The organism is Vreelandella sp. 21 (assembly GCF_050995515.1).
Classification (GTDB): Bacteria; Pseudomonadota; Gammaproteobacteria; order Pseudomonadales; family Halomonadaceae; genus Vreelandella; species Vreelandella alkaliphila.
The window spans coordinates 1542722-1568042 of sequence record NZ_CP194673.1 but is presented as its reverse complement, the minus strand read 5'-3'; the positions used below and the strand labels follow the sequence as shown (position 1 = coordinate 1568042).

The 25321-nt window shown below is 48.1% G+C and carries 37 protein-coding genes; 15 read left to right on the top strand and 22 right to left on the bottom strand.

The features are described 5' to 3' along the window. A complete protein-coding gene (locus tag ACN06F_RS07305; RefSeq protein WP_120387088.1) occupies nucleotides 1-606 on the top strand; it encodes a YqaA family protein in 606 nt (201 codons plus the stop codon). Between the two features lie 40 nt (nucleotides 607-646). On the opposite strand, the gene ACN06F_RS07300 is transcribed toward ACN06F_RS07305, so the two are convergent. Then, nucleotides 647-1132, bottom strand: a complete 486-nt coding sequence (locus ACN06F_RS07300; RefSeq protein ID WP_038483538.1) for an Lrp/AsnC family transcriptional regulator — start codon at nucleotides 1130-1132, stop codon at nucleotides 647-649. A 142-nt stretch (nucleotides 1133-1274) separates the two neighbouring features. Here ACN06F_RS07300 and ACN06F_RS07295 point away from each other — a divergent pair, with 142 nt between their 5' ends. Further along, nucleotides 1275-1886, top strand: a complete 612-nt coding sequence (locus ACN06F_RS07295; RefSeq protein WP_009723577.1) for a LysE family translocator — start codon at nucleotides 1275-1277, stop codon at nucleotides 1884-1886. A 40-nt stretch (nucleotides 1887-1926) separates the two neighbouring features. Here the strand turns inward: ACN06F_RS07295 and ACN06F_RS07290 are convergent, their stop codons facing one another. Next, nucleotides 1927-2244: an antibiotic biosynthesis monooxygenase family protein gene (locus ACN06F_RS07290; protein WP_009723578.1), complete on the bottom strand. Its 318-nt coding sequence runs from the start codon at nucleotides 2242-2244 to the stop codon at nucleotides 1927-1929. 78 nt (nucleotides 2245-2322) lie between these two features. Beyond that, on the bottom strand, nucleotides 2323-2730 hold the full coding sequence (locus tag ACN06F_RS07285; RefSeq protein WP_433924948.1) for a DUF4019 domain-containing protein: 408 nt from the start codon (nucleotides 2728-2730) through the stop codon (nucleotides 2323-2325). Between the two features lie 170 nt (nucleotides 2731-2900). On the opposite strand from ACN06F_RS07285, the gene ACN06F_RS07280 reads away from it, so the two are divergent. Next, nucleotides 2901-3644 carry a class I SAM-dependent DNA methyltransferase gene (locus ACN06F_RS07280; protein WP_433925109.1) on the top strand — a complete coding sequence of 248 codons (744 nt, stop codon included), beginning with the start codon at nucleotides 2901-2903 and terminating at the stop codon, nucleotides 3642-3644. Between the two features lie 68 nt (nucleotides 3645-3712). On the opposite strand, the gene ACN06F_RS07275 is transcribed toward ACN06F_RS07280, so the two are convergent. The 3 genes from ACN06F_RS07275 to ACN06F_RS07265 form a co-directional block, all read right to left on the bottom strand. After that, on the bottom strand, nucleotides 3713-4198 hold the full coding sequence (locus ACN06F_RS07275; protein WP_083003283.1) for a DUF1456 family protein: 486 nt from the start codon (nucleotides 4196-4198) through the stop codon (nucleotides 3713-3715). A gap of 10 nt (nucleotides 4199-4208) precedes the next feature. Continuing rightward, a complete protein-coding gene (locus ACN06F_RS07270; RefSeq protein WP_433924947.1) occupies nucleotides 4209-4631 on the bottom strand; it encodes a tetratricopeptide repeat protein in 423 nt (140 codons plus the stop codon). A gap of 100 nt (nucleotides 4632-4731) precedes the next feature. Further along, nucleotides 4732-4908, bottom strand: coding sequence for a hypothetical protein (locus ACN06F_RS07265; RefSeq protein WP_433924946.1), 177 nt, complete (start codon nucleotides 4906-4908; stop codon nucleotides 4732-4734). A gap of 64 nt (nucleotides 4909-4972) precedes the next feature. On the opposite strand from ACN06F_RS07265, the gene ACN06F_RS07260 reads away from it, so the two are divergent. Genes ACN06F_RS07260 through ACN06F_RS07240 form a run of 5 tightly spaced genes read left to right on the top strand, consistent with a single transcriptional unit; the run spans nucleotide 4973 to nucleotide 8154 of the window. Next, entirely contained in the window at nucleotides 4973-5539 is a 567-nt protein-coding gene (locus ACN06F_RS07260; protein ID WP_433924945.1) for an isochorismatase family protein, read from the top strand. Beyond that, complete coding sequence (locus tag ACN06F_RS07255; RefSeq protein WP_433924944.1) at nucleotides 5514-6539, top strand: GlxA family transcriptional regulator; 1026 nt, start codon at nucleotides 5514-5516, stop codon at nucleotides 6537-6539. Before ACN06F_RS07260 ends, ACN06F_RS07255 begins: the two co-directional genes overlap by 26 nt. Before the next feature lie 45 nt (nucleotides 6540-6584). Continuing rightward, nucleotides 6585-7388: a helix-turn-helix domain-containing protein gene (locus ACN06F_RS07250; protein WP_433924943.1), complete on the top strand. Its 804-nt coding sequence runs from the start codon at nucleotides 6585-6587 to the stop codon at nucleotides 7386-7388. A gap of 52 nt (nucleotides 7389-7440) precedes the next feature. Then, nucleotides 7441-7899, top strand: a complete 459-nt coding sequence (locus ACN06F_RS07245) for a carboxymuconolactone decarboxylase family protein (protein ID WP_089038049.1) — start codon at nucleotides 7441-7443, stop codon at nucleotides 7897-7899. Nucleotides 7900-7944: 45 nt separating this feature from the next. After that, nucleotides 7945-8154: a YrhK family protein gene (locus ACN06F_RS07240; protein WP_095604216.1), complete on the top strand. Its 210-nt coding sequence runs from the start codon at nucleotides 7945-7947 to the stop codon at nucleotides 8152-8154. A 127-nt stretch (nucleotides 8155-8281) separates the two neighbouring features. Here the strand turns inward: ACN06F_RS07240 and ACN06F_RS07235 are convergent, their stop codons facing one another. The 10 genes from ACN06F_RS07235 to ACN06F_RS07190 form a co-directional block, all read right to left on the bottom strand. Next, on the bottom strand, nucleotides 8282-8833 hold the full coding sequence (locus ACN06F_RS07235) for a GNAT family N-acetyltransferase (protein WP_433924942.1): 552 nt from the start codon (nucleotides 8831-8833) through the stop codon (nucleotides 8282-8284). Between the two features lie 67 nt (nucleotides 8834-8900). After that, nucleotides 8901-9458 (bottom strand): dihydrofolate reductase family protein, encoded by a 558-nt coding sequence (locus ACN06F_RS07230; protein ID WP_231658408.1) that lies wholly within the window; start codon nucleotides 9456-9458, stop codon nucleotides 8901-8903. A gap of 15 nt (nucleotides 9459-9473) precedes the next feature. Further along, complete coding sequence (locus ACN06F_RS07225) at nucleotides 9474-10253, bottom strand: alpha/beta fold hydrolase (protein WP_231658407.1); 780 nt, start codon at nucleotides 10251-10253, stop codon at nucleotides 9474-9476. Nucleotides 10254-10389: 136 nt separating this feature from the next. Next, entirely contained in the window at nucleotides 10390-10968 is a 579-nt protein-coding gene (locus tag ACN06F_RS07220) for a DJ-1/PfpI family protein (RefSeq protein WP_038483512.1), read from the bottom strand. Between the two features lie 115 nt (nucleotides 10969-11083). Then, nucleotides 11084-11629 (bottom strand): nucleotidyltransferase family protein, encoded by a 546-nt coding sequence (locus tag ACN06F_RS07215; RefSeq protein WP_433924941.1) that lies wholly within the window; start codon nucleotides 11627-11629, stop codon nucleotides 11084-11086. Between the two features lie 57 nt (nucleotides 11630-11686). Beyond that, nucleotides 11687-12118, bottom strand: coding sequence for a GFA family protein (locus tag ACN06F_RS07210; protein ID WP_433924940.1), 432 nt, complete (start codon nucleotides 12116-12118; stop codon nucleotides 11687-11689). A 55-nt stretch (nucleotides 12119-12173) separates the two neighbouring features. Next, nucleotides 12174-12599, bottom strand: coding sequence for an N-acetyltransferase (locus tag ACN06F_RS07205; protein WP_038483506.1), 426 nt, complete (start codon nucleotides 12597-12599; stop codon nucleotides 12174-12176). A 38-nt stretch (nucleotides 12600-12637) separates the two neighbouring features. Continuing rightward, nucleotides 12638-13102 (bottom strand): NUDIX hydrolase, encoded by a 465-nt coding sequence (locus ACN06F_RS07200; protein ID WP_038483503.1) that lies wholly within the window; start codon nucleotides 13100-13102, stop codon nucleotides 12638-12640. Nucleotides 13103-13254: 152 nt separating this feature from the next. After that, nucleotides 13255-13650, bottom strand: coding sequence for a VOC family protein (locus ACN06F_RS07195; protein ID WP_433924939.1), 396 nt, complete (start codon nucleotides 13648-13650; stop codon nucleotides 13255-13257). 142 nt (nucleotides 13651-13792) lie between these two features. Continuing rightward, nucleotides 13793-14218: a VOC family protein gene (locus ACN06F_RS07190; protein WP_038483497.1), complete on the bottom strand. Its 426-nt coding sequence runs from the start codon at nucleotides 14216-14218 to the stop codon at nucleotides 13793-13795. 103 nt (nucleotides 14219-14321) lie between these two features. On the opposite strand from ACN06F_RS07190, the gene soxR reads away from it, so the two are divergent. Together soxR and rlmF are read left to right on the top strand one after the other, a co-directional pair. Further along, complete coding sequence (gene soxR / locus ACN06F_RS07185) at nucleotides 14322-14798, top strand: redox-sensitive transcriptional activator SoxR (RefSeq protein ID WP_433924938.1); 477 nt, start codon at nucleotides 14322-14324, stop codon at nucleotides 14796-14798. Nucleotides 14799-14921: 123 nt separating this feature from the next. Continuing rightward, on the top strand, nucleotides 14922-15866 hold the full coding sequence (gene rlmF / locus ACN06F_RS07180; RefSeq protein ID WP_433924937.1) for a 23S rRNA (adenine(1618)-N(6))-methyltransferase RlmF: 945 nt from the start codon (nucleotides 14922-14924) through the stop codon (nucleotides 15864-15866). Nucleotides 15867-16090: 224 nt separating this feature from the next. Here rlmF and ACN06F_RS07175 read toward each other — a convergent pair whose 3' ends face one another. Next, nucleotides 16091-16420 carry a DHCW motif cupin fold protein gene (locus ACN06F_RS07175; protein WP_038483488.1) on the bottom strand — a complete coding sequence of 110 codons (330 nt, stop codon included), beginning with the start codon at nucleotides 16418-16420 and terminating at the stop codon, nucleotides 16091-16093. 816 nt (nucleotides 16421-17236) lie between these two features. Between ACN06F_RS07175 and ACN06F_RS07170 the strand changes: the two genes are divergently transcribed. From ACN06F_RS07170 to ACN06F_RS07155, 4 genes are read left to right on the top strand one after another with little or no spacing between them, the layout of a single operon-like run. Continuing rightward, the gene (locus ACN06F_RS07170; protein ID WP_433924936.1) at nucleotides 17237-17977 is read left to right on the top strand and encodes a class I SAM-dependent methyltransferase; all 741 of its coding nucleotides are present in this window, start codon (nucleotides 17237-17239) and stop codon (nucleotides 17975-17977) included. Nucleotides 17978-17979: 2 nt separating this feature from the next. Further along, a complete protein-coding gene (locus tag ACN06F_RS07165; protein ID WP_433924935.1) occupies nucleotides 17980-19158 on the top strand; it encodes a peptidogalycan biosysnthesis protein in 1179 nt (392 codons plus the stop codon). Nucleotides 19159-19173: 15 nt separating this feature from the next. Beyond that, nucleotides 19174-19506 carry a hypothetical protein gene (locus tag ACN06F_RS07160; protein WP_433924934.1) on the top strand — a complete coding sequence of 111 codons (333 nt, stop codon included), beginning with the start codon at nucleotides 19174-19176 and terminating at the stop codon, nucleotides 19504-19506. Between the two features lie 2 nt (nucleotides 19507-19508). After that, nucleotides 19509-20033, top strand: coding sequence for a pyridoxamine 5'-phosphate oxidase family protein (locus tag ACN06F_RS07155; protein ID WP_433924933.1), 525 nt, complete (start codon nucleotides 19509-19511; stop codon nucleotides 20031-20033). 169 nt (nucleotides 20034-20202) lie between these two features. Here ACN06F_RS07155 and ACN06F_RS07150 read toward each other — a convergent pair whose 3' ends face one another. From ACN06F_RS07150 to ACN06F_RS07135, 4 genes are all read right to left on the bottom strand, one after another. Beyond that, a complete protein-coding gene (locus tag ACN06F_RS07150; RefSeq protein WP_253487706.1) occupies nucleotides 20203-20529 on the bottom strand; it encodes a DUF7709 family protein in 327 nt (108 codons plus the stop codon). Nucleotides 20530-20734: 205 nt separating this feature from the next. Next, a complete protein-coding gene (locus tag ACN06F_RS07145) occupies nucleotides 20735-21244 on the bottom strand; it encodes a GNAT family N-acetyltransferase (RefSeq protein ID WP_433924932.1) in 510 nt (169 codons plus the stop codon). Between the two features lie 213 nt (nucleotides 21245-21457). Next, nucleotides 21458-21889: a GNAT family N-acetyltransferase gene (locus ACN06F_RS07140; RefSeq protein ID WP_253487702.1), complete on the bottom strand. Its 432-nt coding sequence runs from the start codon at nucleotides 21887-21889 to the stop codon at nucleotides 21458-21460. 85 nt (nucleotides 21890-21974) lie between these two features. Next, nucleotides 21975-22316 (bottom strand): hypothetical protein, encoded by a 342-nt coding sequence (locus ACN06F_RS07135; protein ID WP_433924931.1) that lies wholly within the window; start codon nucleotides 22314-22316, stop codon nucleotides 21975-21977. Between the two features lie 659 nt (nucleotides 22317-22975). On the opposite strand from ACN06F_RS07135, the gene ACN06F_RS07130 reads away from it, so the two are divergent. Further along, complete coding sequence (locus ACN06F_RS07130) at nucleotides 22976-24172, top strand: DEAD/DEAH box helicase (RefSeq protein WP_253487698.1); 1197 nt, start codon at nucleotides 22976-22978, stop codon at nucleotides 24170-24172. A gap of 54 nt (nucleotides 24173-24226) precedes the next feature. Here ACN06F_RS07130 and rho read toward each other — a convergent pair whose 3' ends face one another. Further along, nucleotides 24227-25183 (bottom strand): transcription termination factor Rho, encoded by a 957-nt coding sequence (rho, locus tag ACN06F_RS07125; RefSeq protein ID WP_433924930.1) that lies wholly within the window; start codon nucleotides 25181-25183, stop codon nucleotides 24227-24229. Nucleotides 25184-25321: the final 138 nt, after the last annotated feature.

Genomic DNA, 25321 nt, shown 5'->3' with positions numbered 1-25321 from the left:
ATGCTTTCAACAACACGGACTAAACAGTGGTTTGAGCGCATCAATGGCTCGAAAAACATGCTGTGGCTACTCGGCACTCTATCTTTTTTAGAAACCATTATTTTGCCAATTCCCATCGAGCTGGTGTTGATCCCACTCATGGCGATTAACCAGCAGCGCATTTGGGCAATGGCCACCGCGACGACCCTTGGCTGCCTGATAGCTTCCATTGTGGGCTATGCTGTCGGCATGGTGCTGTACCAATCCATAGGCACATGGTTTATCGAATTTATGGGTATGGAGCAGAGTTATCAGTCGTTCCAAACATTCTTCGAGCAGTACGGTTTTGCAGCGATTTTGGCTATTGGCATACTGCCGATCCCGTTTCAGGTGGCAATGATTACCGCCGGGCTTTCCGGCTATCCGATTATGTTATTTGTGCTGGCTGCCCTGCTAGCCCGTGGGCTTCGCTATTTCGGCCTTGCTTGGCTGGTACACCGCTTTGGCAACCGCGTAGAACTTATGTGGAAGCGTCACGCGCTTAAAACCAGCCTCGCGCTAGGTATGGTGGTACTGGTGGTGGTCGTCGGATTACAGTCGCTGGCTGGGTTAGTAATATCGCATTAATCGCTAAACCGTAGGCCTTCTTCATTCCTCAACTGCCAGACTAGGCCTTATCGCTATTATCCAGCGGTAATGTGCCGTACTCTTTCACCGGCTGAATAGCAAAGTTGCTGCGAATATCGCTCACTCCAGGTAAGCGCAGCAACGTCCCCGTTAAAAACGCCTCGTACGCAGCCAAGCTAGGCACTACCACCTGTAGCAGAAAATCCGATTCACCAGACACCAAATGCGCAGTGACCACTTCCGGCAGTTTAACCACGGCTTCTCGAAAGGCATTAGCTTGCTCTTCATGGTGGCGTTCTACCTTAATGCCCACAAACACCGTTAACTCCAGCCCGACGCTTCGACGATCAAGCTCCGCGTGATAGCCACGAATAATGCCGCTTGCTTCCAAGCGTCGCACCCGGCGTAAACAGGGAGACGGCGACAAATTTACTTTCTCTGCGAGCTCCACATTGGTTAAGCGAGCATCCCCCTGTAGCAACGCAAGAATGCGCCGGTCGGTAGCATCTAACTGACCACTTGGCATAAGTAAGCATTTCTCCACTCTTAGTTGGCACAAAATACCAATAACTGATGTTCCATGAGCGCAAATGGCAAGAAATCACTCATCAGTTTAACGGTACCATGCCCTTTATGAAGTCACTACGTGCAATTTTGAGGGAGCGGCCATGGAAATCGGTCTTTTTATTAGTGCATTAGCCATTGTTTACCTGATTCCAGGCCCAGATATGCTGTTGGTGCTACATACCAGCAGTACGCTGGGCCGTGGGCATGGATTAGCCACAGCGCTAGGGTTAGCCATCGCCCGAGGGCTGCATGTGGCGTTAGCCGGTTTGGGCCTGGCCGCCCTATTTGTCGCCGCTCCGTGGCTTTTTGATGCTGTTCGTTATCTCGGTGCTGCCTACTTGATTTGGGTGGGCGTACAGCTGATTCGTACTAAACGGAGCACCGATACTAACCACCCGCAAGCATCGCTCACCGGTAGCTATTACCTAGCCTGGAGACGGGGTCTTTTAACGAACCTACTGAACCCAAAATCGCTGCTGTTTTGTTCGGTGTTATTACCCCAGTTCGTTCACACCCAACAGGGTGACGTTGCGCTCCAATTTACTCTATTGGGGGCTGTGCTAGTGGGCGTGGGGCTTGTGTACGATGCGCTATATGCCTGCTTGGGAGCGCGGATGCAACGCTGGTTTGCCAGCCATCAAAAAAGGCAAACCCTGCAACGCTGGGTATTTGGAACACTCATTATTGGCTTTGCCCTAAGGTTAGCCTCTTAAACTTAATCAGCAAAAAGCCTGCCTAGGCTGCGTTAATATTTTAAATACCATAATCTCGTTCGACTTTGGCAATGCGCGTCTTAAAGTGCTGGTACCACTGCTGATGGCCTAGTCGCTGAGCTTCCTGATGCTCAGCGTGGGCTTTCCACGCTTTTATTGAGGCCAAATCAGCCCAGTATGACACCGTCACTCCCACCTCATTTCGGGCAGACTCTACCCCCAAGAATCCCGGCTGCTGTGCTGCAAGTTCAACCATTCTTGTCGCCATTGCGTCATAGCCATTATCGATCTCGGTGCGTTGTGAGGTAAAAATAACCGCGTAGTAAGGCGGCTCGGGCGTATTAGCAATACTAGGCATAGCAGCACCACCTTGATTCGTATTGGTTACGGCATCAGTCATTTACAAAAACCTGTTACAAAGAAGCACTACACAGAGCTATTGCACATAATAACCACTGACTCGCCACTCACCATCTTCAAGATGAGGTGTTATGGTTTCTATTCCTCTCGCTTTATTTTCAAACCGAGTATGGAAGATAAAAACCATGTAGTCGCCATCTGGTGCACCCGGCATTGATCGATAGTGAGAGACTTGCACTTTCCGACGTGATTCAACCGCGCCAAACTCATTGCGTGCTAACTCAATGATACGTCTAAGCATGCTAGGCGATAGCGGCGTTTTTAGTAGCGGCGATGAACTCTCCCAAGCTTGTTCAACCTCACCATTATCAATTGATTCTAACCACGCTAGCGCCGCTGCTTCTGCCGTATTAGCAGACGCCTGAGCATAGGTGACTAGGCTAAGCAGCATCGCAGCGAGAAGGTAAGCAGGTGATTTGGGCATGGCTGACTCTTGTGGCGGCTTGTTGGCTTTTAAATCTTAAGTGATTATCGGACGATGACCGAATTTCTTTAACAACAATATTCCCCTCGCTTCTAAAACCTTGCCCGCTCGTTTACTATGCGCCACCCCAATATTTTAGCGCCCACCATTAGGCTACTATGTCCGCCAATCTGTCCTCCAACGCACTCTATACCGATCTATCTGGCTACTACGATTTGATGTGCGTCGATATCGACTATCAAGAGCAAAGCAACGCCATTCGTCGACTCCATCAGATTTTCGGCAACGGCGGGCATGTGCACCTTGATTTAGCCTGTGGCACGGGCCCTCATGTCCGCCATTTTATTGATTTTGGTTATCTCAGTAGTGGTCTTGATATTAACCAACCCATGCTGGATATCGCCGCCAAGCGTTGCCCAGAAGCGCTTTTTTCACGGCAAGATATGAGTGCGTTCGAAGCCAGCGAACCCCTCGATTTGATCACCTGCTTTTTGTACTCGATCCACTACAACGATGGGATTGAAAAGCTAAAAGGGTGTATTTCCAGCGCCCATCGCGCACTAACACAGGGCGGCGTTTTCTATTTTAACGTGGTAGATAAAAACAAAATCAATAATGATTTATGTGTTAAACACAGTGCCAGACAAGATGACAATGTCTTCACGTTCCGCTCGGGTTGGCACTACGGCGGGCACGGCGAAAAGCAATCGCTTAGGCTGAGCATTGAAAAAACCAGCGCAGGCGCCACGCAAGTCTGGAACGACGAGCATCCGATGGTAGCGGTCAGCTTTACGGAATTAACCGCCCTACTGGCGCCTTATTTTGAGGTGCATGTATTTGAGCACAACTATCAGACCATTACCCCTTGGGATAACCTTTCAGGCAATGCGATTTTCGTCTGCGTGAAGCGTTAGCGTCGATAAGGCAGAGAGGCCTTGCACTACCTCTCCTACCGTTACCGTGTGACATAAAGCGTGTGAACTTAAGACTCAGAACCTGCGTCGTTCGAGCCAGGCCGTAGCTGGCGTTGAATACCGAGTAAGAAATTACGCAGCATTTGATCTTTACACTCACGGTAATTTTTATGGCTTGGCTTACGGAAAAAGGCGCTGAGTTCATGGTGGCTCAGCGGTAAGCCCACCAGTTCAAACACTGCCAAGATATCGTCTGCTTTTAAATTCAGTGCAATGCGCAGCTTCTGGAACACCATATTATTGTTTAGTTGTGCTTCAGGCGCAGGCTGCGGGCCTTCACGCTTGCCACGTTTAAAGCTGATAAAGCCATTCAGAAACGCCGCCAACTCTCTATTTTTCATCGTGACAAAAGCGTCATCTTCGTCTTTTTTCAGCCAAGCAGTGACCTGCGCTTGACTCACACTGACGTCAGCCAGTGAGAAGATGTCCACGATGGTGCTGTCTTTTAAATCAAAGGTGTAGCGGATGCGGCGAAAAATATCATTATTCGTCAAAATAGGCTTCCTAGTTGGTCGTTAGCGTTTCAAGCAGCTGATCGATTTCTGCTTTCAGCTCATCATCTTCAATGCCTTCGGCGCTGGCTTTCGCATGTTGCAATCTTTCGATGGCGTCATCCGTTTGACCTAACTGTACTTGCAACGTTGCCATGGAGAAACCGATAGAGGCCATATGGTCTTTCGAGTTCTTAGCAATGGCTTTCTCAAGTGCCTTTTGGTAAATCGGCAGCGCATCCTCTAACTCTTCGGTAAAGTCGGCCAAGGTTTCCCACTGCTCTGGGTGGTCTTTATCGGTGTTTTCGTTATCGGTGCAAATCGCCTGCAACTCGGCATAGAGCGGATCAAACGCTTCTCTGTCATCTTTAGCCGCAGCTTTCATTAGCCGTTCAGCTAGTTCATAAACCGCTTTATATATTTTGGTGTTAATCATTACCAACCACCTTCCTTTCATTAAAACAAACAACAAAATCAACCAACAAGCCGACTTATCTAGGTATCTTCGATAAAAACCATGGAAGCCAGCTTGATAGTTAAAAGTCACGGTAGCGGTATTCCACCATAATCACGCTATTATAGCCTTTGATAGCGCACCACCGGGTGATCATTTTACAGCTTTCGATATCAGCAAGGTGGCTTTTCGCTTCTTGCCGACACTTCCCGCCATCAGCCAATACTTGGCCGAAATTGACCGCTTTTAGACCGCGCAAGGTATCGTTGGCTGAAATGGGAATAGCTAATCTGTAGCCTCACTTCAACACGATGAGATTAGCCATGACCCAGTCTAAAACCGCTCTGCTATTAATTGACGTTCAAGCCTCCTTCCCCGCCCGCGATTATTGGGTAGAATCTCTGGCACAAGCATGGCGCCTCAAGCAACGGGCGGTGCTAGACGCGGCGCAGGCAAATAACATACCTGTTGTGCGCATTTTTCATGAAGCACCCGGTAGCCAAGGCGCTTTTGACCCCGCTAATGGCCTAATTCGCCCGCTTGATGGTTTTGACGATGAAGCGGCGGTGACCTTCCATAAGCGTGTTCATAATGCATTCAGCGATACGGAGCTTGAAAATTGGTTACGCGAACGCGACATTACGCAACTTGCGATTAGCGGTATTCGCACAGAACAATGCTGTGAGACAACCACCCGGATAGCGTCAGATTTAGGTTTTAGCGTTGATTTTGTCAGCGATGCAACGCTAACGTTCCCTATGACGCGTAACGGCATTACATGGTCAGCTGATGATATTAAGGCACGTACCGAACTAGTACTTGAAGAGCGTTTTGCGCGTATTATCAGCACACAAGACTTGATCAATGAGTGGCAAAACACGCGTGAGTGAAGAGCAACAAAACAGTCAACCGCTCCCCAAAAGAGCCAACACCTTGCGGATTGCGGTATTGATGATGCCTGGCCAAGTGCCGCTTGACTTGGTCGGGCCTCTTCAGGTCTTGCAGTGCGCCGACCGGCTTTCAATAGATGTTGAGGTTTGCTATGTCGGCCCAAAGACCGCTATGCCATGGTTAGGCCCGCTGACGCTTAGCGGCATTGACCCGTTACCGGAACAGCTTCCCCCTCAACACCTACTGCTAATTCCAGGACAGTATCGCAATAGCGTTGAGCCATTGGCGCAGCAAGAGTGTGTTAGTTGGCTTAAGGCAAACGCATGCTATGCGGACACACTGATGACAGTTTGCTCTGGAACGCTGTTACTAGCTGACGCAGGCTTGCTGGAGGGGCGACGCTGCACCACGCATCACACATTAATCGAGCAGTTACAGACCAAAGCGCCAAAGGCCAAGGTGCAAAGCGATTGTATTTTTATTGAAGATGGCCGCTATTTAACCAGCGCTGGGATTTCAACCGGTATAGATACCATGCTCTACTGGCTTACCCGCGCTTGCGGCCATTCATTGGCGCTAGCGGTGGCGCGAGAGATGGTGCTATATCTCCGCCGCAGTGGACAGGAGCCCCAGTTGGGAGCCTGGCTTGAGGGCCGCAATCATGTGGATGAACGGCTGCATCGCGTTCAAGATGCAATATGTGCCGCCCCCTCGCAAACCTGGCGTATTGAAACATTAGCGACTCAAGCAGCCATGAGTGAGCGCCATTTTCGACGTCGGTTCAAAAGCCTCACCGGCATGCTGGTGGGTGAATACATTATGGGGTTGCGCCTGCAACGCGCTAAAACATTAATGACCGAGACGCCATGGACGCTAGCAAGGGTTGCCGAAGCATCCGGTTTCGGTGATGAACGGCAACTAAGGCGTATCTGGGCTCGCCATGAGAAAGTACCACCAAGCGTATGGCGCCGGGCCAGTTCTCAAAAGCTGCTGGATTGAGACAATACGAGCTACCATTAGGAAAACATATCGCTGGTTGCCCCCATGACCGATCTTATCTTGCCAAGCAACGCTAATTATCTCAATTTTTGGCATCGCCTACCTGATCAGCGATTAGCCCCGTGGGTACAGTGCCTTTGGTCAATGGGTGGCTCAGGGGATGTTGCTGAACCCAGAACCGAAAAATTCTATCCCGATGCCGGCGCTAGTCTCAGTATCAAGCTTGATAGCTCTCACCCCATCATCACGCTCTGTTTTAACAGGCGCACGTTAATAGAAACACTCGACGCCCACACTCCATGCCTGGGGATTCGCTTTAAAGCAGCAGGCGTTCACTGCCTGTTAGGCTTGCTACCCGAAGCATTCGCAGATAAACCGCAGCGCTTAGATAACGAACTTGAAACACCGGGGTTACAAGGGTTAATGCACGTGGTAGAGCACCTCTACCACCTGGATGCACAACAGGGTTTACGCCTGTTAGAAACATGGTTGTTACACCGACTGAAGAGCCAGCCGCTGGTCAATAGCCGTACCCCCACGATTGTTCAAGCGATTGGAAAACTACAGCTCCCCCCTCAAGAGTTAGGCGCCACACTAGGGGTGACTAGGCGCACCCAGGAACGCAAATTAAAACGCGAGGTGGGCGTTACGCCAGGCCAATTAGTCGCCTATGCCCGGCTAGACCGTGCCCGTCATAGGCTACTTGAAACCGCGCTTCCCCTAGCGGAAATAGCCCTACAATGCGGCTACTATGACCAAGCTCACTTCACTCATGCCTTTCAATCACTCGCCTATGAAACGCCCGCCGCCTATCGCAAGCGTAAACTGTCGCAAATTTACAAGGCGTAAAAAAACCTCGACGTTAAGCTGAGTCCTCAACTTACTCACCGAGGTCACTCACATGTCGACTCGTCTCTCTCAGCAGTCTGTGTATCGCCTTGTCCCACGCCTAGCTAAAAACCTGACTGCATTAGGCAACGTTGCGGAAGATTCAACGCTTAACCGCACCATCGTTCACTTAGTCAACCTGCGTGTTTCGCAAATAAATCACTGCTGCTTTTGCCAACACATGCATTCCCAAGAGGCCAGAGACGACGGCGAGCATCAGGTTCGCCTAGACGTATTACCTGCTTGGCGGGAAGCCTCCTGCTTTAGCACACAAGAACGTGCCGCACTCGCCTGGGCCGAAGCACTCACACTCATCAGCCAACAGCCCTCCATTAGCGACGACACCTATCAAAACGCGTTAACTGCCTTTGGTGAGCAGGGGCTAATTGACCTAACTGCGATTATTGTGCAAATCAACAGCTGGAATCGGATATCGGTGGGCTTTCAGTTTGCCCCGGACATTCGTATCTAAGCCATCTTAGATACCTGACAATAAAACTTCAGATGGGTGAATGGAATGAACAGTGTGACGAAACAGCGTCAACAACTCCCTAACTTTCTGGGTCTCTTATCCAGTTTATGTTTTTTCTTTGGCAGTCTCTTATTCCTACCCAACAGCGCTATCTATGCAACCGTAGGCGTATGGTGTTTTGTGATGGGTTCACTCATCATGTTTATTATTTACGCAATGAGTATTAAAAATACGGGCAAAAGCACGTCTAGTTGAGCCAACACCCGACGCTTCTATAGCCGCTAGGGTTTTAGATACCTAGCGGCTTATAAAAAGGCCATGTGGCCAGCCTCCTTATGCATGGCTCGCTAGCACTTCCAGTTCTCAGTATTCGGCATAACCATCAAACGCTCGCCGCGTTCACAGCATTGCTTTGTAATGCATACCATTGCTGCGGCGCTAACCGGTACAACCTCACTGGGCGACCGTGGAATTCGATAGTATCAAACTGACTAAACCCTGCTTTCTCTGCGACCTTGAGTGATGCACCATTATCAAGCTCGATAATAACCACCACGGAAGCGAGTTGCTTCTGGCTAAATGCCACACTGAGTACCGCTTGCACTGCTTCAGTCGCCAAGCCCATGCCCCAGTATTGTTTAGCCAGCCGATAACCCAGCCCGATTTCTTCTACACTATTAACCTCTTCGGGGCTAACACCGCAAAAGCCAACAAGCTTATCTGTTCCCTTCTCAATCAAAGCCCACGGCCCAATACGGTGAGACGCATAGCACTCCAAACACCAGTCGATAAATCGCCGCGTTGCGGCTTCATCACAAACGCCTCGGATCGAGTGCTTCATGACGTCAGGATCACTGAGGATCTTGGTCAATTCGGGAACATCGTTTAAGGACAACGTTCGTATAACCAGACGCTCCGTTTCACAAATTTGCACTACTTCCTCCCTGTGCAGGATACCCAAAGCCTCTATTGCTGCGGTACTGCTTAGGCAGCCTTGAAAATCAACTTACCTTGTACTTCGTTTGAATAAAATTGTTTGGGAATGCGATCGCTTCGGCTTCTTCAAGCCTAATCGGTTTGTTAAGGCTTCCAAAAAGAGCTATACCGCCACCTAAAAGCACCGGTGCTTTCGTAATGGTCATTTCATCAATAAGCCCAAGATTGAGAAACGAGGTTATGGTTGAACCACCATCTATATAGGCATGTTCAAACCCTTTACTTTCTAGGTCAGACATTAAGTCCTGAACCTCACCAGCGTACATTTCTACCTTGCCTTGCAGGTTTTCAGGAGGCTCGCTGATTGAATGGCTAAGCACGACAATATGAAGGTCACCATAGGGCCATTGGTCAGGCGCTAAATTCATACTCGAAATAACGTCCATGCACTTACGCCCCATCACCATACAATCAACGGAGTCAATAAATCTCTGAAAGCCCATGTCGGGGTTCTCACGCATATCTGCCTCTAAGTTGCCAGCGGTATGAAGCCAGTCAACGCCCCCGTCTGGGGTCGCAATATATCCGTCAGCACTTGTTGCTATATAGACAGAACACTTCATAAACATCCCCGTAATTTACAAACCATGACCAAGTGCCAACTTAATGTGTGTAGAGAACTTTTCGGGACTTTCTTGGGGCAACATATGCCCCTCGCCAGCAACTTCGTTAATCACAGAGTTGGCTAATAAATGAGCGGTTTGTTGGGCAACAAGCCTAAACATATCACGCGTTTCCGCCCCATAACCTATAACGATTGGAGCACTGATTTTGGAGACCAACTCAGCGTTTATGGCTGGCTGCTCTTGTTGATTCAGTTGATGGGTTAACGTGTACGCTTTAGATATCTGCAACGCTTGGATACTTTCGTCCTGAGTAGAAAAATAACCTTTTCTATTGCCTGAACCGTCAATTAGGTGCTCAACCGCTAATTGCATATTTCCAGCATGAAAATTTTCAAAAACCGGACTAAACATGGCGTTGGCATCCGACTGCCAAGCATCCATTTTCTCTCCTTGTAAACAGCCTGGATAACCAGGCTCGTACAGGAACACGTTGGACAACGCTAAGTCATGTGTCACCAGCATATTAATGATGACATCCGCCCCGTAAGACCAACCAACAATATTAATGGGTTTATCTTTCGCCAAGCTCGACAGTAGTTCAGCTAAATCATTGGCATGCGTGTTGAGGCCAAAACCACCTGAGCAAGGTTTACCAAAGTGCCTCAAAGTAACAGAAACCACCTCATAGTCACCTTTCAGGTATTCAATATGAGGAAGCCACATAGCACCATCGGTGAGCGCCCCATGAACCAGTACTAAGTATTCACCGGTTCCCTCTTGAAAATAGTCCATTACAGTCATTCCTAATTCGGTAGCAAGCTTCCCCTGTACTCCAACTAGCACGGGATTGAGAACAAAACAGCACCACCACAGATTGCAATAACATTCGGGTGGCAATCACTGTGACCTGCATGCAGAAAGCGTAATCCTAGCGATTCCAGCGATATTCCATTTGTCGCGCTGTTTTCTCCGCAAGCTCGGGGCTGCGTAACTTGGCGACCAAGTGTAAGCACATATCGATCCCCGCAGAGATGCCACCTGAACTAATGACACCGCCATCGTCTACCCAGCGCACGTCCTCCACCACATCAAGCTGCGGAAACTGAGTTCGCAAATCACGCTGGTCGTCCCAATGGGTAGTTACTCTTCCTTTCAGGCTAGGTTGAGCATTAGCAACTAGGAAGATACCGGTGCACACTGTGGCCACCTGCTGCACTATGGCTGCTTGATCTGCAATCCAGGCCTTTACCTTTTCGTTTGCCATTTCACCCGTGTGCACACCACCGACAATAATCAATACATCGATAGGCGGGTGATTATCGATGGTGGCATTTGGCAACACCTGGTATCCCGCCCGGGCAGTTACTGGGCCGTCTTTTTCAGCAATTAAAAATACTGAAAACGGCGCGTCTTCATCACTGACGCGACTGGCCGTGGTAAAAACTTCAAAAGGACCCGAGAAATCGAGTACTTCTGCCTGGTCGTAGATATAGATGCCAATGTTCATTTGAGGACGTCCTTAGAATCTAAGTCTGCTATTTGCCAACAGTTAAGAGTAAAGCCACCACTGCTCGCCATGCGTTACACCGCGCACAGTTCAACACTCATTAAATTAGCTGGTGTTAAACATTTACTACCAACTTTGGCCAAGTTTGAAGCCACCGCTTGTTGTATATCCGAGCTTCAAAATCCGTTCGTTTTGGCCGTTTTGAATTTAATGTAATGGTGTAGCCAAACAGTGGCTCAACGCCAAAAGGAGCCACAATTATTACCTCTCCGCTGTCATCCAACGCAGCGCCTACAGCAGTTTCTACTTCTACCCAGAAACTCATGGCATCTTCGGTTGACGTATACGGACAATCCCTATTTCGCTCGTGCATTCTTGCTTGGTTCTTTACTGACCAGGGAAAGGTTGAGACACCCATTAACCTTTGCTGAATCTCACGATCACGAAAATCACTTACGTCGTTCGCGTCGAAGTAAATTAAATCAATGTCGTTCAATGGCGTACTCGCTGCAAAGCCATGCAGCTTGTCCCACACCAAATTTCTAACGAACCCAGCAGCGAGACACCAACCCGGCAACTTCTGCGCAGCCGCGATAGTCAGCGCCTCCATGCGATCAGGATCACTCATTATCCATTGCTTGATCAGCGCTTCATGATCCATCGCAACACCTTACCATGGCGTTTTATTCTGATTATCGAAAATAAAACAGTGTATTCATCAACTTGTACGCTGTAATGCTTCGTGAAGCGACTTTAAGCTATCAGGGCCATCATCTAACCGAACACTGCTGCATGACGCTAGTTCCCATGTCGCCGATGAGGTCAAATGTAGATGCAATGCAACGCATGACCCCGTCTCCCCATCGAGCAGTCCAGCTGGGATCCAGACAAGCTCCGTGTCTCTCAATTTATTGGGCACTGAGCTACCACAGGCCGAACAAAAGTCATTCCGATAACCCGTTGGCTTTTGAAAAGAGCGAATATTGTCTTGACCAGAAATCCACTCGAAGCACTCCTCACTTACAAACGTAGCGGCATTCGCTGAAGAACCTGTCGTTTTCCGACACAAAGAACAGTGGCATTGATAGAGATTTGGTAGTTCTCCTTTGATGCTGAACTTCACCTCTCCGCAGAGACACTCACCTTTCATTCAACACTCCTATAAATCCTTCGCATCCAACAGCTCAAACTAACGCCACACTGTGCTAACAATAATATTCCATGACTAACTCTGGATGGCCAGTTTGTTCATCAACTTGCTCACCTAATGAAATAAACCCCTGCTTTTTATAAAAGTTGATACTGGGAGTATTTTCCCGGTAAACCGTTAGTTGCAAGCACTCCCTTCTGCTCTTGGCATCATCAAGCATAGCTGCCCCCACACCTCGTCCCTGTAAGCTTGGCGACACAAAAACGGCAGCCAGTGTATTTCCGTATAAACTGTAGAAGCCAGCTATCTGATTGTCAGACTCAAACACAAAAGTTTCCGAGGCAGGAATATAAACATCACGCATTTCGTTAACCTTTGACGCCCAAAACTCCGCTTCAACAAAAGCGTGCGCTTTAATCGATGCTGAAAGCCAGATCTCCAAAATCTGGTCAATATCCGTCTCTCGGCATTTACGAATCATTTAAATATTCCTTACTGATGGTCAGATGAACCAATGCACTACAGAGACTCGTTTGATAATCGTTGTTTGTGCAGCACAGAGCGAAGTAAATCAGGAAGCCATTCGGGCTTGAAAAGATCAGGGTCGTTATCGAGCAATTCGTCTAAGCTCCACCATTTCCACTTTTGAATCGTACTCTTTTCTTCATCGGTCCACTCTGCAGCGAACACGTCTCTATTAGCAGGCCATTCAACTAAGAAGTACTGTTCAAGCCACCGTGCTGGCACCGATCTCGCAACGGCATAGACGTCATCTCGCTCTCTAACCATTTCACCAACGTTTTGTATTAAGCCTGTTTCCTCATACAACTCACGTTCAGCAGTCTCAACATAGCTTTCACCGGACTTCAGCTCGCCGCCAACGGTCGCCCAAAATGGCGCATGATGCTCATCGTGGTATAAAAACAGGAGCAAACGCCCCTCTTCATCGACAATTACTAGCCTGGATGATTTTCTTATCTCCATTTATAACGCTCCATAACTCCTTTAGACATTGACACCGGCACACGTGACCGCTGAGATATCCGCAATAGGACTCAAAAAAATTGCATGTACTGAAGGGTATTCAACTTATCACCGCTTAAGTTAGCACCAATAGTAAAACCAGCGGCAATCTTTTAAGTATTGATCTGATTTACGAAACCAGCATCATCCCTTATACCAACGCGGTTGCCATCAGGGTCGGCGATGTTGATAGTTCTACCCCAAGCATTCTCGATAATGGTGGTTTGAATACCCCAAGACCTGATTACCCTTAGTGCCTCTTCCAAGTCATCAACGTTGAATCGCAATTTAAAACTACTTTCTTCTGGCGATTTGACGCCTTTCTTTGCCTTACCGCCCTGCTCGACCATCAAATAACCATGACCGAACTCTAAACAGGTTAGCTTAAAGACGCCTTCGTCTCTCTCAAACAGCTGATGCAAGCCAAATAGCTCCCGATAGAAAGCGACACACTCCAAGTAGTGTTCAGTATTAAGAATTACTCCGTAACGGACTACATTCGCTTTCATGAACCCTCCTATTACATAGCGCTAGGCTGAGCTGTCGCTCCAGCAGCGACAGCCTGGGCGAGTTGCTTAGTACTGCCCAAAGCAGAATGAAACACAACGGCAACGTTCATTACACTGACCCTTTCCGTTACTGTACTACTGGTTACTGAGCATCGCGGTTTAAATTTCGCTCGGCTGGGATGTCGCTCAGGTACTCGACAAACTCCACTTCAAAACCCGCCGGATCGACAAAATAGACATTTTTCCGAAACGGCTCTATAGCGCCAGGTTTGGCAATGGCATAGCCCGCGTTATTGAGCCTAGCGACAACGGCATCAAGGTTATCGACCACATATGCAAAATGGGCCAGCCCAACGCTGTGACCTTTCAGATCGCGGTTCTCCCCTTCGCCGTGATCGCTTAACGCCAAGTAATTTTCATCGTCACCAAAGTGCACCCATTTACGCGGTTTGCCATACCACTCGCCATGACCTTCGTCCCGCACCCGCCAGTGTGGAAAAACTGCCCGATAAAAATCCAGCATGGCATCCATATCAGTAACCACCAGATTAACGTGTTCTAAGTACATAAGAGACTCCTTGCGTTAAGTGAGATGTCAGGGTAAAACCTCAACTTAAGTTGAGGTAAAGTGATTTGTAGAAAAAAATGGCAAAAAAAATATGAGGTGAGTAATGGCAGAAGCCGTTTGGAGTGTTGGCAAGGTTGCCAAGCGCTGCGGCATTAAAGTAAGCACCTTGCACTTTTACGAGCAGCAAGGGCTGATCCACAGCTGGCGTAATGCTGGAAATCAGCGGCGTTATAAACCAGAAGTACTAAGGCGAATTTCGGTGATAAAAGCAGCGCAGAGAGTTGGTGTCAGCTTGGAGGAAATAAAGCAGGCCTTTGAATCATTACCAAATAACCGCACGCCAACGGTTGAAGACTGGCAGCAGCTTTCAAAAAACTGGCAGCAAATGCTTGATGGCCGAATTGCTTACCTGCAAAAACTGCGCGATAACCTAGCGGGATGTATAGGCTGTGGTTGCCTGAGCATGACTAGTTGCCCGCTCTATAACCCTGACGACAAGCTGGCAGAATCAGGTAGCGGCCCCGTACTCCTGGATCAGGCAGAGAAGAAAGCCAGAACCCGACAAGAACCAAACGTGTAATGAACCGGAGGCCTCTCGCTACCCTCGAACTGCCGAGCATGCACGTCAAAGCCATTAAGATTATAATCACTGGCTAGGCCAGACCCACCCTATTATCGAACTCTAAGCCTCGGGCGTATTACTGTGAGCATCCCCCATCGAAGTAAAAAAAGCCAAGCTAGGCCTGTTCGCAAAGGCCTGCACCCGAGGAATCGACACAACCAAGGCTATGACTTCCCGGCTCTCGTAACAAGCCACCCAGCGCTAGCCTCCCATGTAAAACCGAATGCGCATGGCGACCTTTCCATCGATTTCGCAGACCCATTGGCAGTAAAAACGCTCAACGCTGCGTTATTAAACCGGCACTACAATATTGTCGACTGGGATATTCCAGAGGGCGCGCTTTGCCCGCCAATCCCAGGCAGAGCTGACTATATCCATTACATGGCTGACTTGCTGGAGATTGGGTCTGGGCTAGAACAGCGCAGTATCAAGCTGCTCGATATCGGCACGGGAGCAAATGGAATCTACCCAATACTGGCCTGCCAAATTTATGGCTGGCAGTGTGTTGGTAGCGACATTAACCCGCAGTCGCTTGAGAACGTAGCCACGATTATCGCCAACAACCCCACACTCAAAGAACGCTTCACGCTGCGCACGCAGCACGATAAAAACCACATTTTTGAAGGGATCATTCAAGCTGGGGAGTTCTTTGATGTCAGCGTATGCAACCCACCTTTCCATGCCTCGCTTGATGAAGCACTTAAAGGTAGCCGGCTTAAACTCAATAACCTCGCTCGTAGTCGCGGTGAACAAAAGGCAAAAAATCAATCTCCCACTTTGAATTTTGGCGGGTTAGGAGCTGAGCTTTGGTGTAAGGGGGGCGAACAGCTGTTTCTTAAAAAGCTAATAAAAGAAAGCAAGGTGTATTCAACTCAATGCCGCTGGTTTACTAGCCTGGTTTCAAAAACTGACAATGTTAAGCCTGCCAAGAGGTTGATTAGTAAGCTCGGTGCAGTTGATATACGGGAAATAGAGATGAAGCAGGGAAACAAGATTACGAGAGTATTGGCCTGGACATTTATCTGAGCCGCGCAGGCGATTTATGCTTGCAGGCAGCCTGCGGTAGTCGGCACTAAACACCAAACCAATACGAATTTGATGGTTTGGTGTCGTATGGGCGATTCAAGTTAGGATGCGTTAGCGACACCTGGAAACAATGTGGCTTAGCGCCTCGAACTCATCCTGGCAAATCTCCTTGAAGGTGCACGACAATAAAGTAACCATCGCCGTGCCTCTTCAGGCTTATGCTACTAATCAACGACAAACAATTTAGCTCCTTGCTTTGTCGAAGAGCGATGAAGTTCGGCATTATCGGCAACTTGATAGCTCGAACCAGGCGTGAGAACGAAGCAGCGTCCATCGTCTAGCTCAGTATGAAGTTCACCTTCAAGGCAGAGCAATATGTGGCCTTTAGCACACCAATGATCCGCCAAATAGCCAGGACTATATTCAACCATACGCACCCGGATATCCCCAAAATTTCGGGTCTTCCAATAAGCAACGCCACTTTCTCCAGAATGCTCAGTCTGCTTAACTTCAGACCAATCTGTCACCCCAAAAGGTAAATCTGTAATGTTCAAACTACGTCTCCACAAGTATATAACACCAGGCACTCCAGTGCGGGCTTTGTTTGGTATCGAACAAAAGCAAAGCACTTCTCTGCGATTAACTCAAGGTCTCCGCTCTATTAGCCAGAGAATTCGTCGCAAATTTCTACTCTAGGTTGAACAACGCGTCATTTCGCTTCCCAAGTCAGACCTTATCGACCACTATCAATACAGTTTATAGTAAAAGTTACACACTTTTCTGGAGTATCTAGTTTTTTAACTCTATTGCCTATCTATACCCTCGATATTGATTGGCTCATAACACTGCAATAACCCGCAAATCCTAAATTAGCGAAGCGACTGGAGAATTTATTGGGCTCATTACTGCGTTAGAAAATATGACTCCAACTTCAGCCGCAACCACATGATCTGCCACAGCTACTAGCAATCATCGGCTTGTTATCGGGCCTAGCCAGAGAACAGGGCAAGGGCTCCCTACTGTTGCCTTTAACTAAGCTAACCCCTTCATAGCACGAATTCTCTCAAACGCTAATAAAGTTGCTTAAATTTTATCATGCTGTTCGATACTCAAAACTGAGGCGAATTGATGCACTTATGAACGATAAGAGTGAAGCAAAGGCACAAAACCCTAAACTGATAAGTGCCACTGAGAGTCGACGTCGCGGTTGATCCGAACAATTATCAGTAAAATAATAATTACGCCTCAGTATTATTAGATATGGGAATTAAAAAGTTACATTACGCAAAGAAAAAAAACACTAAAATCTAAGGTTATTGCTATGTTAAATAAAGTGAACCTTCAGGTGTCTATGCGTAGGGAGTAGATAAATGTCACAACAATTTGATGAGCTTGCCGCCTTATATGAAAAAATGGCCGAATGGCCATTTCGAAAGTACTGCGAGATACCCTCCACTATTGAAGCTCTAGGAGATATTAGCGGGCTCTCTATTCTTGATTTCGGCTGTGGTAGTGGCTTCTATACTCGGTTGTTAAAAAAGCATGGCGCCAAGGAAGTCGTCGGCTACGATATATCTTCGGGGATGATAAGTTACGCGCGTCGTCGCGAAGAGAAAGAGCAACATGGCATCTCATATCTTGATAATAAAGACAGTATCCCAGAGAATCATTTTGATATTGTTCTTTCTGTATATACTTTACCCTACGCGAAAAACCTAGCGGGCCTTATGGAATTGTGCGGTGATATGGTGCGCCCCATAATACCAGGCGGTCGTCTCGTAACACTTCCTCTTCACCCTGACTACGCGCTACAAACATCTTACTATCGCCCCTACGGTTTCGACCTCATCAGCAGCACTACTACTCCTAGAACTAACGAAACATCGCTGAAACTTCACTTGTGCCAGCCCCCCTATGATGACTTTGTAACGGCTTACTACTGGTCGAGTGAGGCATTAACTAACGCCTTGGAACACGCCGGGGTGAAAAATATTGAATGGCAAAACTTTCATGTAACCGATGAGGGCAACGAGGTTCACAAGAGTAGTTTCTGGGAGGCTTATCAAACATGCCCACACTCAATCATTCTCTCAGGACGCAAAGGAGTGTGAACGTGTTGACACCTCCCGTGTCCACCACCACCTCCCTGCCTCCCTTCGGAGCCGTCTGGGCTCGCTGGTTCAATTCGATCAGTTCTCTTGACCATCACGAGTGGGACTCACTGGTCGAAGACAGCAATTTTTTTAATAGCTACAGATGGTTACAGTCTCTTGAATACTTCAGTCGACCACGCTCTGTACTGGCAGCTTTCGGCCCTGGAGGGCTTTTGGCAGGCTGCCCAATATGGGAAGGACAGCCTGATGACCCTCTGTTTGCCCCCTCACACTGGTTTACAGAGTTGTCAGGGCCATGGAAGGAAAAATTTCTGTGGGTGGGAGCATACCGCTCTACGCATAATGAGCTGATTTGCGGGCATGGGGCTCGTCATCAAGAAGCGCTGGCACTGCTGCTTCATGAGCTCCAAAACAAAGCCAATCATGATGGGCTGGCTGGCGTTCTACTGCCCTATATGCCGTTGAAAAGAGCTTTGTATGTCGCCTCACACCACCCTGATGCACAAGTGCTGCTTCATGATGCCGAAGCTTCTCAGCACATCTCACCAGGAGGCTTAGACGACACTATCTCGTCCTGGAAGAAACACTATCGAACACGCACACGAGCCGAAATAAATGCCTTCCACAATCAAGGAAACCAAATAGAGTGGTCACCTATTACGCCAGTACTAGAGGAAATACTGGTCAACCTTGTTGCCATGAACCGATCCAAACACGGCGCGACCACTGGAGCATCATGGATGCGCAAGGTTTTCATGAGTCAGCACCAGTCCAACGTCATTGATCACTCAATCGTCGCCCTTTCCCGAAACAAGGGGAAGATAAATGCTGCCACCATCTTTTATCGTTTCGGAAATTCGCTTCACGCCCGATATTTCGGTTCCGACTACACAGCAGAGGAGAAGGACGACTTCCGTTACTTCGTGCTCAGCTACTACGCACCTTTAAGGTATGCACCCAAGCATGGCTTAAAGACATCCCACCTTTCAGTTTCAGCCTTGGATGCGAAAGCAAAACGTGGCGGATGCATCGAGCCACTCGCCACCGTCGCAATTTTTAGAAAAGAAAAATTAGCGGATGACCTTGTGAAGAAGCACAACTTCGCAGTCGTTAACAGTCACCAGAACAGGTTCCGCAAACATCTGGCCTCGGAATGGTTCAACGATGGAATCATCTGATAATAGGAGAGATTCATGCTTCATCTAGTCTATATTCTTCAGCCTACCGAGCATGCACGAACCCACACAAAAGAGTTCTGGGAGTGGATACGCTCACGCCAGTCATGGTTCTACGATGGCTTGGACATGGTTCATGAGCCCCGTTGGTTCAACTACGTTATCGGTAATAACGTGCACTACCTGGAGCACTCGGTAGCTTTCGAAGACGAAGCGGCCTGGGGCGCCTACCGTAAAGCAGTTTCACAGCGCTCCAAGGATCCAGAGTGGGAAGCAAGGCGGATCGAACAGGAAAAATGGTGGGAAATCATTGACTCCCGACTCATGAACGATATTCAACTGGAGAGTTAAGAATGACGGAGCATACAACAACAGCACTACACACACGTGCGAACCGCCTTCTGGATACCGCTTCTTTCATCACATTGGCCACCAGCAACGATACTGGAACGCCTTGGGCATCCACCGTCAATTATGTAGTGCTTCGCTCTCCACTGCGCCTTATCTGGTACTCCATGACCCAGGCTCAACATTCGATTAACATCGAGCGACACCCCATGCTATCGGGTTCAATCTTTCGCACCGATCTCGGTGAGTTATCACCTCCCGCAGGCTTAGATGGTTTGCAGCTCCTTGGAGATGGACGCGCCGTGCCCGATGAAGAAACAGAGGCTATCCATACCTTGTACTACCGCTTGAACTTTCCCGATCCAGAGTTAAGAAAATCCTGGCAACTGCCACTCACAGAATTTCTCGAAGGCGGACGAAGACGATTCTATGAAATGCGTCCACATAGTCTATGGTTGCTCGATCTGGAGCAGTGGCGAGAAGACAAGGTGGACCAACGAATTGCGGTCGATATTTCGCAGTTGGTTTGAAACGGCACGAGCTACTGTAATCTTCACAATACGCTTCGTGGCGGCTAAGAGCGTTGCTCAACAAGATAGCCAAGCCACTCAGCGTATCCATGAAGAACCGTATTTATGAAGAGCTAGCCAGCGGACGGCAAAAGCTTCTCAAACCTGTAGCCTACGGCAAACGCCCATATTAGCTGCCAGCACGAGCCAAATACGCTTTTGCGCATTCACCTACAAAGCGTCGACCGGGATTATCACCCGCTATCCAGTTCTCAACAGGAAAAAGATCAAACAGGCCAACCTTCACAAGCGTTGGAACGGCAAGTTCAAGCTCTTTTTCTACTTGGCCTCGCTCGCCAGCGTTATAAAGATTAATGTTATATAGCATCGTTGCAACCGTTCCCGTCTGAACCTTACTGCCATCTTTGAGATGAACGGAAGGAAGCACTTCCCCACCGCTAACGACTTTCTGATTTACAGCGGCCAACTGTTCCGTATTTTCGACACTGTTTTTCATTAGCACTCTCCTTCTTTCAAACAGATCTTCTTTTAAGCAGCTCTACTTTCAAACAGCTCTTCTCTCAAGTAGCTAAGGCCACGTTAAGATGTGAACAACCTACCATTTTAGCTAGATCATTGTGCCGTAACCACTTAAGCCAATTCAAAACTAAAACGCCAAGCATTGATAATGAACTTCTAAACGCCTTATTAGAGCAAGGAGATTAGGAATCTCTATAATCTGAATCGAGCATAGAATAGAAATATTCATCCCACCATACTCCCTCACCTTTCGGAATGCATTGCCTAAAATAACCTTCCCTAACCATGCCCAGTTTTTCCATCAAAAGATATGAAGCCGGATTTTCTGGCTGGGCAGTCGCCACCACACGGTGAAGGCCAAGTTTAGTGAAACCATGGTTTAGCACACAACAAGCCGCTTCATAAGCAATGCCTTGCTTTTGGTACTTGGGATTAACGATCCAGCCGACTTCATAGGTATGATCTCCAAACCAAGCATAAAACTCAATATGACCAACCAACCTTTTTTCCTGTTTATGGTATATCGCGAAGGCCTTTTCAGTTTCATTAACAAATGATTTAACCGCCTCTTTTGACATTACACCTTCAGCCAAATAATGAGTAGCTTCGGCGTCAGACATATATTCAAAAACATCTTCCACGTCACTAAACAAGAATGGCCGTATGATAAGGTTCTGAGTTTCAATATTCATACAATCCTCAAGTTATAAGTGCGCCCTAATGCCGCTTCAAGCAGTGAGCAACACGACCACCATTATACAGCTGACTGAAACCAAAAAACCGCCAAGCGTTGCGAATCTACCTCGAACACGCTGTTCTGAGGTTTTCTTACCCCATACGGAAACGCCCAAAGTTATTAGCCTCGGGCGTTTCTTCTAGCAAGCTTGGTTACCACAAATCGAGCCTTAAAGTGTCATATGCAGAATTGGAAAGGGTTTTCCCATATCATCAAGGGGTGAGCGTGAAACTACCTTGAACCCCATATGCTCGTAAAAACCAACAGCCTGTGGATTTTGTTCATTGACGTCCACGTTGGTTGCACCTAACTGATCAATTGCATATTTCAGTAGTGCCTTACCAATGCCTTTCCCTCGCGCTTCATTCAAGATGAATAGCATTTCAACCTTTGAATTTTGGGCACCCAAAAAACCTAGAATTGAACCACTTTCACCTTTAACGCACTTCAATGTAACAGCGGGAAAAGCCTGCTCAATGATAATTGGTTTAAAAAACTCAATATCTTCTTCTGATATGAAGTCATGCGTTGCTCGGACTGACTCTTCCCAAACATTAAGCATTTCTGCATAATTTTCAGGAAGCACACTTTCTACAATCATCGTATTTCTCTACTATTGACTTAAATTCATGTGCAGACGCATTTCTCTAGTGACTATTTTTATCCCTCTCTCCCCTCGAACACCCTCACCCGTCACTCGGTGAATTGCCTGGCTCCTCGTTCTCCCGGATGGCGCAGATATCTTCGATATCCACCGGCCGTGCGAGTGTAGATTTATACCGCACCAGATCGTCCTTAAGCATAAGAGGAAGCTCAAGACCCAATAAATGTACGGTCAGATAGCGAGAAAAATCTATGTTGAGCGGCACCCAGATTCCGTGACTTGCATCGAAAATTTGCGAGCCGTCAGCGTTACCTACCTCCACTTTAATACCTTCATACTTGAACTGAACGTAGGTTAGATCCCAGCCTTCCTCCTGGCGGTGAGCGGCAGCTTTGGATATAAACTGCTGACCGGCCTGAACCACTGACGCAAAGTGCTCGCCGGGGACAAATAGGTCGATGTCATTAAGGTCACGCTCAGAGCCATACCCCTTTGCTGCGAGCCCCCCCGCAGATCAGAAAAGGAATACTCCTTTCTCTCAGTAACCCCACAATCCATTGAGCTGCTAAATGATGCACGTCTCCTCCTTTTTCACATACCCTCCTTCAACCTTAACTGAATAGACCACACGATCAGATATTAATTGAATGCGCAGCGCTGCCATCGCGGGTGCCTTATGGCTCGCTTCTCGCCAAGCGTTACGCCGCGCACAAACGTGCCATCGTTTGATTTTGTAGTGCGTGGTAAGCGCAGCGCACCCGCAATTGTGGCTCGAAAATATGCGTGGCTTAAAGCGACTCCGCTGCTATGGTCGGCTGCTTAGTAAAAGCTAATCTACTTAATAAACACTAATAATAATTCAAACGCACCGTGTTCGGAATTTTAAAAGATCATAAAAAACAAAACATACTGCAAAAAATCACCTACTATTCATTCAGTTAATCTCTGCCCTTTGGTCATAAACTGCGCCATTCCGAACAATTACGCTAATTGTTCTATTCGAGTAATGAACGGCTGCTTTTACGCTATACTGCATCATCTTTTATTTTCGACACACCTGACGACCATCTGTCTGAGCACCTCATGCCATTTTCAAAACTAGGCTTATCCCGTCCTCTTGTTCAAGCGATTACCGAACTAGGTTACAAAACGCCAACGCCCATTCAGGAACAAGCGATTCCTACCATTCTTTCGGGCAAAGACTTAATCGCCACCGCACAAACAGGCACAGGCAAAACCGCGGCCTTTGTTCTGCCTCTGTTAGAGCGATTCAGCAAAGCGGAAGCATTACGCGGCAAACGCATACGTGCGCTGATTCTGGTGCCGACCCGTGAGTTAGCGGTTCAGGTCGAAGCCAATGTGGCTCAATACGCTAAACACACGCAATTAACCTCTATGGCGGTGTATGGCGGTGTGGATACCGCGCCTCAAAAAGAGCGGCTAATCGAAGGAGTGGATATTCTGGTCGCCACGCCGGGTAGATTGCTGGATCTGGCGCATCAGCGTGCGCTGCACTTTGATGAACTTCAAGTCATGGTGTTGGACGAAGCGGACAGAATGGTCGATATGGGTTTTGTCGATGATATCCACAAAATCTTAGTACGCCTGCCTGAAAACCGTCAGAACCTACTGTTTTCAGCCACCATGACCGGCGACGTTCGCGCCCTCGCCTACGGTTTTTCAGATAGTAAGATGACCGACCTAGCGGCGGACATCTCCATCTCTCCCAACATTCGCGCCGCCGCCAATATCAAACAGTGGCTAATCACGGTAGACAAGGACACCAAGTCCGCCCTGTTGAGCCACTTGATCAACGAGCAAGCGTGGGATCAGGCGCTTATTTTTGTCGAGAAAAAACACAGTGCAGCCAAACTGGTGGCTCAGCTGGAAAAGCGCGGCATTCAAGCAGACTCCATCCATGGCGGCAGAAGCCAGGCCATGCGCGAGAAGGTGTTAGATCAGTTCAAAACTGGCGAACTGAAGTACCTAGTTGCCACGGGTGTAGCCGCTCGGGGGTTGGATATCGGTGAACTGAGCCGTGTGGTGAATTACGATTTACCTTTTCAGCCAGAAGAGTACATCCACCGTATTGGCCGAACCGGCCGTGCAGGCGCCTCAGGTGAAGCCATCTCTCTTGTCGACATCAGTGACTTTAAAAATCTTTGTGCGATTGAAAAGCGTTTGAAAAATACGATTGAGCGCAAAGAAGTTGAGGGCTTCCCGGTTAAAAAAGCAGTACCCGATTCCAACTTGAACCATGTTAAAAAAAGCAGTCGTTAAGCTTTAACAAAGAAGCTCACCTCTTACAAAAGTGAGCTTCTTGATCACATGCATTCACCAGGCGGGTGAAAACGCATCTAACAGCTCGGCATTGGTTGGATATTTATCCAATAACTCAAGCAACTTCTGCGCGCCTTCTACTGGCTTAAGATGTGTCAACGCTCGACGCAATGCGCGTACTTTTTCAATATCTTTCGCATCAATCAATAGCTCTTCTCGGCGAGTGCTGCTTTTGGCAATATCTATCGCTGGGAAAATCCGTTGACTTGCCACTTCCCGTGACAGCACGATTTCCATATTGCCCGTGCCCTTGAACTCCTCGAAAATCACCTGATCCATACGGCTTCCGGTATCCACCAGCACAGTGGCCAGAATGGTGAGCGATCCGCCGTTTTCGATCTTCCTCGCAGCGCCAAACAGTTTGCGTGGTATTTCCATCGCACGGCTATCCAACCCACCCGACATGGTACGACCATTGCCGCGCTGCTCGGCATTATGCACGCGCGAGAGTCTGGTAAGAGAATCGATCACAATCATCACATCATGACCCTCGCCTGCTTGCTTACGCGCCGTCTCAAGGAGCTTATTGGCCAAATGCACATGGTGTGAGTAGCTTTCGTCTGAAGACGATGCATGCACGTCTGCCGACACACTGCGCTTAAAATCGGTCACTTCTTCAGGACGCTCATCAATCAGCAAGGCATACAGCTTTATGTCAGGATGAGCTGCTGCCACAGCCTGACAGATATGTTTTAACAGCGTCGTTTTGCCAGAGCCCGGCGGTGCAACAATCAACCCGCGTTGCCCCATCCCAATAGGCGTAATCAAATCCATCGCCCGCACACTACGCTGCGAAGAGCCAAGCTCTAAAACAATGCGTGGAGAAGGATGAATAGCGACGCCATTTAAAAAACGTTTTTCGGGATCATCAGAAAATTGATCTTCAACTTCGTCGGCGGGCTTGGCATCTGTCTGCCTTTTCGTTTTCAAACTGAGTGTTTTTCTCGCCATAATATTGATGGATCGCCTTGAATAGTCTGGATGAATAACATAGCCAGCCGAGCAGTCGCAGCGTTGCGGTACTTGGGATGGCAAAAGGATAAGTTTAACAAACGTACAGGGTTGGAGCTGATCTTGGTAGTTTATAGA

Excerpts from the sequence above, each read along its gene's own strand:
- ACN06F_RS07305 (WP_120387088.1), top strand. The coding sequence starts at position 1 with ATGCTTTCAACAACACGGACTAAACAGTGGTTTGAGCGCATCAATGGC.
- ACN06F_RS07300 (WP_038483538.1), bottom strand. The coding sequence starts at position 1,132 with ATGCCAAGTGGTCAGTTAGATGCTACCGACCGGCGCATTCTTGCGTTG.
- ACN06F_RS07295 (WP_009723577.1), top strand. The coding sequence starts at position 1,275 with ATGGAAATCGGTCTTTTTATTAGTGCATTAGCCATTGTTTACCTGATT.
- ACN06F_RS07290 (WP_009723578.1), bottom strand. The coding sequence starts at position 2,244 with ATGCCTAGTATTGCTAATACGCCCGAGCCGCCTTACTACGCGGTTATT.
- ACN06F_RS07285 (WP_433924948.1), bottom strand. The coding sequence starts at position 2,730 with ATGCCCAAATCACCTGCTTACCTTCTCGCTGCGATGCTGCTTAGCCTA.
- ACN06F_RS07270 (WP_433924947.1), bottom strand. The coding sequence starts at position 4,631 with ATGATTAACACCAAAATATATAAAGCGGTTTATGAACTAGCTGAACGG.
- ACN06F_RS07260 (WP_433924945.1), top strand. The coding sequence starts at position 4,973 with ATGACCCAGTCTAAAACCGCTCTGCTATTAATTGACGTTCAAGCCTCC.
- ACN06F_RS07255 (WP_433924944.1), top strand. The coding sequence starts at position 5,514 with ATGAGTGGCAAAACACGCGTGAGTGAAGAGCAACAAAACAGTCAACCG.
- ACN06F_RS07250 (WP_433924943.1), top strand. The coding sequence starts at position 6,585 with ATGACCGATCTTATCTTGCCAAGCAACGCTAATTATCTCAATTTTTGG.
- ACN06F_RS07245 (WP_089038049.1), top strand. The coding sequence starts at position 7,441 with ATGTCGACTCGTCTCTCTCAGCAGTCTGTGTATCGCCTTGTCCCACGC.
- ACN06F_RS07240 (WP_095604216.1), top strand. The coding sequence starts at position 7,945 with ATGAACAGTGTGACGAAACAGCGTCAACAACTCCCTAACTTTCTGGGT.
- ACN06F_RS07230 (WP_231658408.1), bottom strand. The coding sequence starts at position 9,458 with ATGAAGTGTTCTGTCTATATAGCAACAAGTGCTGACGGATATATTGCG.
- ACN06F_RS07225 (WP_231658407.1), bottom strand. The coding sequence starts at position 10,253 with ATGGACTATTTTCAAGAGGGAACCGGTGAATACTTAGTACTGGTTCAT.
- ACN06F_RS07220 (WP_038483512.1), bottom strand. The coding sequence starts at position 10,968 with ATGAACATTGGCATCTATATCTACGACCAGGCAGAAGTACTCGATTTC.
- ACN06F_RS07215 (WP_433924941.1), bottom strand. The coding sequence starts at position 11,629 with ATGGATCATGAAGCGCTGATCAAGCAATGGATAATGAGTGATCCTGAT.
- ACN06F_RS07210 (WP_433924940.1), bottom strand. The coding sequence starts at position 12,118 with ATGAAAGGTGAGTGTCTCTGCGGAGAGGTGAAGTTCAGCATCAAAGGA.
- ACN06F_RS07205 (WP_038483506.1), bottom strand. The coding sequence starts at position 12,599 with ATGATTCGTAAATGCCGAGAGACGGATATTGACCAGATTTTGGAGATC.
- ACN06F_RS07200 (WP_038483503.1), bottom strand. The coding sequence starts at position 13,102 with ATGGAGATAAGAAAATCATCCAGGCTAGTAATTGTCGATGAAGAGGGG.
- ACN06F_RS07195 (WP_433924939.1), bottom strand. The coding sequence starts at position 13,650 with ATGAAAGCGAATGTAGTCCGTTACGGAGTAATTCTTAATACTGAACAC.
- ACN06F_RS07190 (WP_038483497.1), bottom strand. The coding sequence starts at position 14,218 with ATGTACTTAGAACACGTTAATCTGGTGGTTACTGATATGGATGCCATG.
- soxR (WP_433924938.1), top strand. The coding sequence starts at position 14,322 with ATGGCAGAAGCCGTTTGGAGTGTTGGCAAGGTTGCCAAGCGCTGCGGC.
- ACN06F_RS07170 (WP_433924936.1), top strand. The coding sequence starts at position 17,237 with ATGTCACAACAATTTGATGAGCTTGCCGCCTTATATGAAAAAATGGCC.
- ACN06F_RS07160 (WP_433924934.1), top strand. The coding sequence starts at position 19,174 with ATGCTTCATCTAGTCTATATTCTTCAGCCTACCGAGCATGCACGAACC.
- ACN06F_RS07155 (WP_433924933.1), top strand. The coding sequence starts at position 19,509 with ATGACGGAGCATACAACAACAGCACTACACACACGTGCGAACCGCCTT.
- ACN06F_RS07150 (WP_253487706.1), bottom strand. The coding sequence starts at position 20,529 with ATGAAAAACAGTGTCGAAAATACGGAACAGTTGGCCGCTGTAAATCAG.
- ACN06F_RS07145 (WP_433924932.1), bottom strand. The coding sequence starts at position 21,244 with ATGAATATTGAAACTCAGAACCTTATCATACGGCCATTCTTGTTTAGT.
- ACN06F_RS07140 (WP_253487702.1), bottom strand. The coding sequence starts at position 21,889 with ATGATTGTAGAAAGTGTGCTTCCTGAAAATTATGCAGAAATGCTTAAT.
- ACN06F_RS07130 (WP_253487698.1), top strand. The coding sequence starts at position 22,976 with ATGCCATTTTCAAAACTAGGCTTATCCCGTCCTCTTGTTCAAGCGATT.
- rho (WP_433924930.1), bottom strand. The coding sequence starts at position 25,183 with ATGGCGAGAAAAACACTCAGTTTGAAAACGAAAAGGCAGACAGATGCC.